Source organism: Anaerolineae bacterium, from assembly GCA_016931895.1.
In the GTDB taxonomy this organism is placed as follows: Bacteria; Chloroflexota; Anaerolineae; order 4572-78; family J111; genus JAFGNV01.
Map to the genome: position 1 here is coordinate 113,419 of JAFGDY010000315.1, position 7,647 is coordinate 121,065.

Consider the following 7,647-nt stretch of genomic DNA (forward strand, 5'->3'; position numbering starts at 1 on the left):
ATCCAAACTACGGTATAACTGATGAGTCGCACTAAAAAAGTAGTCATTCTCACCTCCATTCACCCTCCCTTTGATGTCCGAATTTATCAACACCAGGCCAGAACTTTGGCCGATGAGGGGTATGAAGTAAGCCTGATGGGCACCAATATTCACGCTCATAAAACTTCCGAGGGAATTTTTGTTACTGGTGTCCCCCAACCCAAGGGGAAATTGGGCCGGTTGTTCAATTGGTTGGAATTTTTCAAGATTGCGTTGGCTCAGAAGGCAGATGTCTATCATTTTCACGATCCTGATCTTTTGCTTGTGGGTCTATTCCTACAATTGTTTAGCCGAAGGCCCGTTGTTTATGATTGCCACGAAGCCTATTGGGAAGTTATCCAAGAGCGGGAATGGGTCCCAAAGTTGTTACGGCCCCTGGCGGGTTTTATGTATAACCTCCTGGAGTATTTGGTTACCAGGTTTTTAGCCGCGGTGGTTATCGCCAGCCCAGGCCAGCAAATTCATCTTCCTGACGCTATATTGATCAGAAACCTTCCAAGGTTGGAAAACTTTGCCTTACCAAAACAAGCCAACAGAAATCCCACCCAGCTTATCTACCTTGGTCTGCTGGCGCATGAACGCGGCATAGAGGATTTGATCGAAGCCTGCCGGTTACTGCTCAAAGAGAGAGATGTAAAAATTTTCCTGGTTGGCGGCGTTGCCGATAAAAAAACCGGCTCGGCCATTGACCAACTCATCCCGGCTTATGGTCTGGACGAGTCCATAAAGTATTTGGGCGTAGTCACTTATTCTGAGGGCGTTGAGTTGTTAACCCAATCGTCAATAGGGCTTATTCCCTTTAGAGCGACCCCGGCTCTTTGCCGGGCAATTCCGGTAAAGATGTTTGAATATATGGCCTGTGGCCTACCCATTGTGGCTACCGATTTGCCTCTCACTGCGGCTGTGGTCAAGGAAGTTAATTGCGGGCTGATTGTGCCGCCTGCCAATCCTTGTTTGATTGCCGAAGCCATTGCCTACTTGCTCGATCACCCCCAGGAAGCGCGTAAAATGGGCGAAAATGGACGGCAAGCGGTGTTGGAAAGGTATAACTGGGAGAGTGAGGCTAAAAAACTACTAGATCTTTACGCTTTTTTATTAACGTGAAATGGGTATGAATGATCAAACACCTTTTGTTTCCCTGATAGTCCCTATGCGGAATGAGGCTGCTCACATCCGGCGCTGTTTGGATAGTATCCTTAGCCAGGATTATCCCCTGGCTTGCCTGGAAGTGTTGGTGATTGATGGACAATCCACGGACAACGCCGGCATGATTGTGGCTGATTATGCCGCCAAATACCCTCACCTGCGCTTATTACAGAATCCAAAAAAAATTATTCCGGCGGCCTGGAATATCGGCATCCGGCATGCGCAGGGACAAATTGTGGGGATGGTGAACGCGCACAGTATGTTGGCCCCTGATTACGTTAAAGAATGTGTGGCTGCCTTGCGCCGTAGCGGCGCAGCCGGAGTGGGCGGGGTTATGCATCCGGTTGGCCAGGGTTATGTGAGCCAGGCGATTGCGTTGGCTTTGGGCCATCCATTCAGCGCCGGTGATGCGCGTTACCGCTACTCCCGGCAGGAAGCTTTTGTGGATACGGTGCCTCTGGGGGTGTATTGGCGTAAGATTTTTGAGCGGGCGGGTTTTTTTGACGAAGCCATGGTGCGCAATGAAGATTTTGAATTCAACTACCGCGTGCGACAATCAGGCGGGAAATTGTTTCTATCGCCGGCCATCCGTTTTTATTACATTCCGCGTTCTTCTTTGCGGGCCTTGTGGCGCCAATATTTCCAGAACGGCCGCTGGAAAGTGGTCACCGTGCAAAAACACCCCGCTTCTCTGCGCTGGCGACAAACAATACCGCCTCTTTTTGTCGGCCTTCTTTTTGGCAGCTTGCTGCTGACCGTTTTTTGGCCCATTGTTTTTTGGCTGTTTATATTTGGGCTGGGTTGTTATTTGTTGACCAACCTGGTGGTGAGCATCATCCTTTCTGCGCAAAACGGTTGGCGTTATTGGCCCATTTTACCCCTTGTTTTTGCCGTTATCCATTTTGCCTGGGGTTTAGGCTTTTGGTATGGAGTGGTAACAATTCCTATCAGGTTCAGGCTGGATAACGCCATTCAAAACCGGTGAGGTGATGATGAATTTTTTTATACCCCAAAACAGGCTCACCTATCGTTATTTTGCCCAATTTGTAATTTGGAGTTTACTCTCTGTGGTTTCTTTTTCTATGGCTTTGGTAGCGCATGTTTATATTGGCCATTTTTCTCGATACCTGGCTGATGATTTCTGCTTGACCGGCAATGTGCAATCTATGGGTGTGCTTGGGGCTGTTAAGGCCTTGTACATATCCTGGACCGGAACGCCTTCCTCACTAATTGCCTTCAGCGTGGCCGGATTGTTTGGCCCCAACCTTCCTTCTGTTTTACCTGCCCTGGCCCTGCTTCTCTGGTTAGTTGGACTTACCTGGACTGTCCGCCAATTTTTTCAAGGGAATCGCTTATATCCGGCCGTAACTGCCTTGATTTTTGCCGAGCTTATCATCTATGCCACCCTGGATAGCGCGCCGAATGTGATCCAATCATTTTATTGGCAAACCGGCATGCTCAAATATCTGCCCAGCCCCATTCTTTTGTCTATCTATGTGGGCTTTATTGCTTATAGCCTAAAGCGGATCGGCCGTCATTCAGTTGCTCTCCCGTGGTTGGTAGTTATTAGCGCAGGGTTCACCTTTATGGCCGGGGGATTTTCTGAAACTTATGTCGCTTTACAAACAGGGATGTTACTATTGGCAGTGGTAATATGTTTAATTGGCGTTCCCACTGCTGCCAAACGTATTGCCTTGCCCTTACTCATCGCCGGTTTAATAGGCTCTGTTTTGGCTTTAGTTGTCGTAGTTATTGCGCCGGGTAATCAGGTTCGACAATCTCACGTGGGTTCTCCTACTAACAATGCCTATTCACTTATTGCATTGTCCCTTTTGTATACTTTCCAATTTATAAAAGAATCTCTCTTGCGTTCGCCATTGACAGTAATGGTTTCATTCTTGTTCCCTTTGTTGTTTTCATTCCAGTGGCATTCCTGGCCTCTGGTCCTCAACTATAAAAAAATATTCTGGCTATTTGGCCTATCCTGTGTCGTTGGATACCTCCTGGTCATGTTCTGTGTTGCGCCGTCGGTATATGCTATCGCTTCTCCCCTGGTGCCGCGGGCAGGCGTGATTCCTCAATTCCTCCTTATTTGTTTTATGGTGGGGTGGGGTTATTTTGCCGGCCTTCTCCTCAAACAGTCCCTGCCGTTATCCTGGAAAAAAGCATCGCCGTGTTGGACTATTTTTGCTTCAGCCTTCTTGATTGTTTTTTTAGTAGTGGGACCGGTTGCTTCTACCAAACGCACTTTTTCTTTAGCCCCCATGGCCAAAATGTATGCTTCAATATGGGATGAGCGGGACGCGGGAATAAAGTCCGCTAAAGCCCAGGGCCACATGAATTTGGCCGTACCGGCTTTGCCCCCCATAGGCGGCATTGAAGATCTTGGTTCAGATCCAAACTATTGGCTCAATAATTGTGTGGCCAAATATTACGGTATTTATTCAATTGTGGCTCAATAAGTGAGAATTTCACCAGAATACTATTTGCTGCAAACTCTGATTAACAGTACAATAGCAGCCGGTTGATAGTGATTAACTGAGGTACTCCCCCGTGTACATCTCTAGGTCGAATGCCCAGCAGTCTCTTGCCCAACCGCGCCGCCAGATTCTATCGGTCCAGTTGGCCGAACACAAAACTATTTTGGCAGCGGTAGACGGCATTTTGGTTTTTATGGCGTTGTTGCTCGGTTTATGGTTAGGGGCGCAGCGGTCCGGTTGGGTATTCTCGTTTAAATTAGTTTTGGCTTATAGCCCCTGGTTTGTGGGCCTTATGGCGCTGTATTTTGTTTTTGCTTCGGCCAACGATGCTTATCGCCCCCGGGTGACCTCTGATACAGTAGCTTCTACCATTGCCTTGATAAAAACAGTTTTAGGGGTATTCATTTTATATCTATTGGTTTATGCCCTGATTCCCTATCCTTATTCTTTGCCCCGCCACTTCATTGGCTTTTTTGCCGTTATCTCCCCCTTTTTACTTTTAGGGTGGCGACATTTATATCGGTTAGCCTTTGCTATGCCGGTTTTTCAGCGCAAGGCCATTATTGTTGGCGCCGGCTGGGCCGGCCAGACAATTGCCAGGACCCTAAAGGATTTTGCCCCTGCCCATTTTGAAGTGGTAGGCTTTGTTGATGACGACCCGGCCAAACGGCAGCAAACTTTTGAAAATGTGCCGGTCACCGGCACTACGGCTGACCTGATGGACTTGGCGCAAACAGCACGAGTCACCGATATAATCTTGGCCATTACCCAGAGCTTGCAGGGCGAGGTCTTGGCCAGTTTATTGGCCTGCTACGAGCAAGGGCTGCGGGTGACCACTATGGCCGATCTGTATGAGCACTTAACCGATCGGGTTCCGGTTGAGCATATCGGCGACAATTGGTTTGTGGCTTTGCCCTTAAATGGTCAAGGCCAGAATCTTTCTTACCGTATTATCAAACGCGGCCTGGATATATGTGTGGCCTTGCTTGGGTTAGTTTTGTTTGCTTTGCTTCTGCCCTTTTTGGCCCTTGTCATCCGCCTTGATTCTTCCGGCCCAATTTTTTATCGTCAAAAAAGGATAGGCCGGGGGGGGCGGGAGTTTAAACTCATCAAATTGCGCTCCATGGTTGTTGATGCTGAGGAGGATGGTCAAGTAAGGTGGGCTGAAAAATATGATACGCGGGTGACCAGAGCCGGTTTGTTTTTGCGACGTACTCGCCTGGATGAGACCCCTCAACTTGTGAATGTGCTGCGGGGGGAGATGAGCTTGGTTGGCCCCAGGCCGGAGCGCCCAGAATTTGTAGATAAACTACAAAATGAAATTCCTTTTTACCGCACTCGCCTTACTGTAAAACCGGGCCTCACCGGCTGGGCCCAAGTTTATTATGATTATGGCCGTTCGGCCAAGGATGCCCTGGAAAAACTAAGATACGATCTTTATTACATCAAACATCAATCTATTCAATTAGACCTGGTTATTTTGTTAAAAACAATAAGCACGATCTTATTGCTAAAAGGGACGTGAAGCTGCTGGAAAAGTAGGAAAGAATACAAGATATGGTTTTTGGCACCTTCCCTAAAACTGTCCCGTTTTTTTATCATAAGTGGGGAGAAAATTTTTCTCTTGAATGTTTGAATCGAGTCAAAAGGTTTTCATTCTTCTCATCAGTCTGGTCATTATCAGGGGATTGCTTTACCTCTCAATTGTTCCCCCGTGGTTGGCGCCTGATGAACCGGCCCACTTTGAGGCCATCAGGTTAATTGCGCAGCAAGGGCTGTGGCCTACGGAAAAAGTGTACCGGGAAACCCCCATGCATCCCCAGATGCGCCGCAGTTTTGAAAATTTCCGCATTTGGCAAATATCCCGTCTTTTTTCTCCATCAGCCCCGCCTGGCCCTAATGCCGCTGAAAGCCCTTTTATGTATTATTATGCCATCAGTACCGGGGGACTTATTGCGGCGGATGGATACCCGCTCACCTATCATGTTTTGCTCTCCCCCATCTCTTTTCTGAGCCAATCTTTGGATATTGTGCAACAACTTTATCTTTTGCGTTTCGTTTCTCTATTTTTTACCACCCTTACGTTCGTGATCGGATGGTTTTTTGTTCGTACCATTTTCCCCGGCTCATTAATGTATGCTGTGGCGATTTTTTGTTTTCCGCTGTTTTTACCAATGTATCTCCACGTTAATACTTCAGTCAACACCGACGTTTTGACCACTTTGTTGAGCGCAGCCTTCTTTTTATTCTTGGCCAAAATTCTAATAGAGGGATGTACGCTGCCAAGGATAATTGGGGTAGGGGCCGTGCTAATAACGGCAATTTTGGTTAAACCTACGGCTCTCTTTTTGGCCCCCACTTCTGTGGCGGCCGGCCTTGTTTATCTGGCCCGTAAATTTAGATGGAAGTTCAAGGTGTTACTCATCTTATTAGTAGTCCTGGTTGGGTTCACTTTTTTGATGGCGATTATTTTTTTCCAAGTCTCCGGCGGCGGCAGGACAGTAACCTTGTCTCTTTCGTTTGATTTGCTGCGTGATATTTTGGCCAAAGATTATTTTGGTCAAAAAGCGTTGGCCACTTATCTCTATACCGTGCAGTGGGCTTTTGTGTCGTTTTGGGGTATGTTTGCTTGGAATAACATTCCCATCCCCGGTTGGTGGGCCTGGCTTTTGTGGAGAATCTGTGGGCTAATTGGGCTTGGCCTGATCATTTTTGTGGCCCGGCAGGTTTTGGGGTTGGGCCGGGGAGAGAGGCTAAATCCTGATCAAAGGGATTTTCTGCTGGTACTGCTCTTGAGTTTGATTTTTTCCTTAATCGCGGTTTTCACGCCCATTATCGCTACCCAATCCGCCATGTGGGGCCCGCCTTCCCGATATTTTTTCCCGGCGATTTTGCCGCTGGCTCTGTACTTTTTTTTGGGGTTTCAGCAACTCATTCCGGCCCGGCTCTATAAACTCACGCTGCCGCTTTGGCTGGCAGGCCTGATCTTGTTCGACAGCCTGACCGTGACCCTTGTTTTAATTCCCTCTATCTATGGCTAAATTACGTGGGCTAATAACTGCTGCCTGGGGTTCATTCAGGCAAACAATGAACCGGCGGTTCTTCTTCCGGCCTCATAGGAGTTTGTGGGCAGGTTTTTGGGGAATTGTAGTGGGGGTGACTACGATTTTGGGGCTTGTTTGGTATTTGGAGAAGGAACGTATCCCGGTCGGCGCTTCAAATTATTCGCCTTTATATTCAACCCAGGTCTACTATCTTTTTGGCCAGGCCAGGCTCACCCAGGAATTTAAAGCCAGATACCCGGGACTTGATCGGGTTGAGTTGTATTTGACGGCGGATGGCCCGGTTGAAGGGGAAGGGCAGGTTGTCTTTCGGCTAAAAGATTCTTGCACTGCGGGGGAAGACTTAGAAACAATAACCGTGCCCTACGCCAGCATTGTCAATGGCCGGCGGCCCTACCCCTTTACTTTTTTGCCAATTGATGACTCGGCGGGCCGTAGCTATTGTCTGATCCTGGAAACACTGTCCCTGGATTATCCAACCAGGTTGGGGGTTTATGCCAGCGGCGTTAACGTCTACCCCCCCGGAAAAGCTCGCTATGAGCCTGACCCGTTAAAAAGGGCAACTAGCTTTAAAGCGAATTATTTCATCTGGCTGCCCCTCATCCAGAAAAATGGGTCGCTGGCGCAGGCCGACTTTGACATTGGTTTCAGGCTACACTATAATGGCCTGGCTCTGGACACTTTGCAAGCGTTATTGGCGCACCTTTCTGCCCATAAGCCTTGTCTCTTTGGGTTGCCCTGCTTTTATATCCTCCTCCTGGTTATCTATTTGATAGCTTTGGCCGTTTTCTGGACGCTGGTTTTTAAGATCACCGGACCAAAATTGTAACTTTTGGCTCTTTGGGATTTTCCGTGGCATACCCCAATATGTAGGGGCGAATCCTTGTGGTCGCCCTGGGCAGGCACAAGACCTGCCCCTA

The 7,647-nt window shown here is 48.2% G+C and carries 6 protein-coding genes; all 6 read left to right on the forward strand.

The features are described 5' to 3' along the window. Positions 1-21: 21 nt before the first annotated feature. The 6 genes from JW953_24350 to JW953_24375 all read left to right on the forward strand — a co-directional run bounded on the left by JW953_24350 (position 22) and on the right by JW953_24375 (position 7,556). Positions 22-1,143, forward strand: a complete 1,122-nt coding sequence (locus JW953_24350) for a glycosyltransferase family 4 protein (protein MBN1995840.1) — start codon at positions 22-24, stop codon at positions 1,141-1,143. A gap of 7 nt (positions 1,144-1,150) precedes the next feature. After that, positions 1,151-2,170 carry a glycosyltransferase family 2 protein gene (locus JW953_24355; GenBank protein ID MBN1995841.1) on the forward strand — a complete coding sequence of 340 codons (1,020 nt, stop codon included), beginning with the start codon at positions 1,151-1,153 and terminating at the stop codon, positions 2,168-2,170. Between the two features lie 388 nt (positions 2,171-2,558). Further along, the gene (locus JW953_24360; protein ID MBN1995842.1) at positions 2,559-3,647 is read left to right on the forward strand and encodes a hypothetical protein; all 1,089 of its coding nucleotides are present in this window, start codon (positions 2,559-2,561) and stop codon (positions 3,645-3,647) included. Positions 3,648-3,738: 91 nt separating this feature from the next. Further along, positions 3,739-5,190 carry a sugar transferase gene (locus JW953_24365; GenBank protein MBN1995843.1) on the forward strand — a complete coding sequence of 484 codons (1,452 nt, stop codon included), beginning with the start codon at positions 3,739-3,741 and terminating at the stop codon, positions 5,188-5,190. Positions 5,191-5,293: 103 nt separating this feature from the next. Then, a complete protein-coding gene (locus JW953_24370) occupies positions 5,294-6,706 on the forward strand; it encodes a DUF2142 domain-containing protein (protein ID MBN1995844.1) in 1,413 nt (470 codons plus the stop codon). Between the two features lie 109 nt (positions 6,707-6,815). After that, a complete protein-coding gene (locus JW953_24375) occupies positions 6,816-7,556 on the forward strand; it encodes a hypothetical protein (protein ID MBN1995845.1) in 741 nt (246 codons plus the stop codon). The last annotated feature ends 91 nt before the right edge of the window (positions 7,557-7,647 follow it).